Source organism: Mesorhizobium sp. M7A.F.Ca.CA.004.04.2.1 (assembly GCF_004022825.1).
GTDB lineage: Bacteria > Pseudomonadota > Alphaproteobacteria > Rhizobiales > Rhizobiaceae > Mesorhizobium.
Genome location: NZ_RZPH01001205.1, coordinates 1 through 1617, shown reverse-complemented (window position 1 = coordinate 1617; position 1617 = coordinate 1). Strand labels below are relative to the sequence as shown.

Genomic DNA, 1617 nt, shown 5'->3' with positions numbered 1-1617 from the left:
GGCGCAAGCTGGCGCGCGGCGAGCACGACATCGCACAATTCATCGATGCGGCGATCGATGCCGCGACCCGTGCCGCCAATCTCACGGCCCGGCTGCTCGCCTTCTCGCGTCAGCAGCCGCTGGCGCCGCAGATCGTCGACGCCAACCGCCTGCTGACCGGGATGTCCGACCTGATCCGGCGGGCACTCGGCGAAACCATCCGCATCGAAACGGTGCTGGCGGGAGGCTTGTGGAAAACCCATGCCGACCCGAGCCAGATCGAGAACGCCGTTCTCAACCTGGCCGTCAACGCCCGCGACGCCATGGGCGATGATGGCAAGCTGACCATCGAGACCGCCAACAGCCATCTCGACGACAGCTACGCCGCTGCCCATGCCGAAGTCGCGGCCGGCCAGTATGTGATGATCGCCGTCAGCGATACCGGTTCGGGCATGACCCCCGATGTCATCTCCAAGGCCTTCGAGCCCTTCTTCACCACCAAGGCGGTCAACAAGGGCACCGGCCTGGGGTTGAGCCAGGTGTTCGGCTTCGTCAAGCAGTCGGGTGGCCATGTCAACATCTATTCCGAACCCGGCGAAGGCACGACAATCAAGATCTACTTGCCGCGGTATTTCGGCCCCGAAGAGCCGGCCGTGCCCACGGGGCGAGGCGACAACACCGCCGCACCGGTCACCGAAACGATCCTTGTCGTCGAGGATGATGCCCGCGTGCGGGTCTCCACGACTGAGGCCATACGCGAACTCGGATACACCGTCATTCATGCAGCGAGCGGCGAGGAAGCGTTGCAGAAACTGGCGGAGAACCCGAACGTCGCCCTGCTGTTCACCGACATCGTCATGCCCGTCATGAACGGCCGCAAGCTGGCGGAAGAGGCCGTTGCCCGCATGCCGCTGCTGAAGGTGATCTTCACCACCGGCTTCACCAGGAACGCGGTGGTCCACAACGGCGTGCTCGACCACGACGTGCATTTCCTCGCCAAGCCCTTCACCATCGAGCAACTGGCGGCGAAACTGCGTGACGTGCTCGGCACGACGCAGGTCGCAGCGGATTGATCACAATCGCTTCAGCCTGACGCAGCCGCACTTCTCCACAGGCCGGGATAATCGACAACGAAGCCGTGCAGCGAGACGTTGAGCGTCTCGTCATAGCCGAACACCGGCGCGGCATAGGCGTAGCGAACGGTGTCGAGACGACGATAGCTCTGATCGAGGCGCACCAAGCTCAGTTCAGGGAAAGTCAGGTAGGCGGCCGGAGCAGGCGCCGCCTCGCCGATGCCTAGGTCGAACCGGCGGATCGCCAACAGGTTCGATGCCGGTGTGAAGCCAAGATCGACATCGACAAGGCCGTCGACACCCTGCTGGACTTCGCCGTTCAGCATCCACTGGCCGTTGGAATCGCGTTCGATCGCATAGTGCAGCTGGCGCGTGCCGAGAAAGCCTTCGATAAGCGCCGCCCGTGTGTGCCAGCCGGCATCGCAATTCACCTCGTAGGCGAGGCAGCACGGCTTGCCGTCCTGGACGAAGATGGCTTGTCCCTTGAGGCTGTGCCCGCCATCGTACTGCGAAAGCAGACAGGCATCATGCCCCTCCACGTCCAGCCGATGCCAGAGGATCGAAG

Annotated in this window: 2 protein-coding genes; one reads left to right on the top strand and one right to left on the bottom strand. The window is 63.6% G+C overall.

The features are described from left to right. Nucleotides 1–1052 (top strand): ATP-binding protein (locus tag EN893_RS33020; RefSeq protein ID WP_128362135.1); only part of this gene is annotated, 1052 nt, incomplete at its 5' end. A gap of 11 nt (nt 1053–1063) precedes the next feature. On the opposite strand, the gene EN893_RS33015 is transcribed toward EN893_RS33020, so the two are convergent. Then, nucleotides 1064–1617, bottom strand: a 554-nt coding sequence (locus EN893_RS33015) for a putative glycolipid-binding domain-containing protein (RefSeq protein WP_128362134.1), incomplete at its 5' end; no start/stop codon positions are given.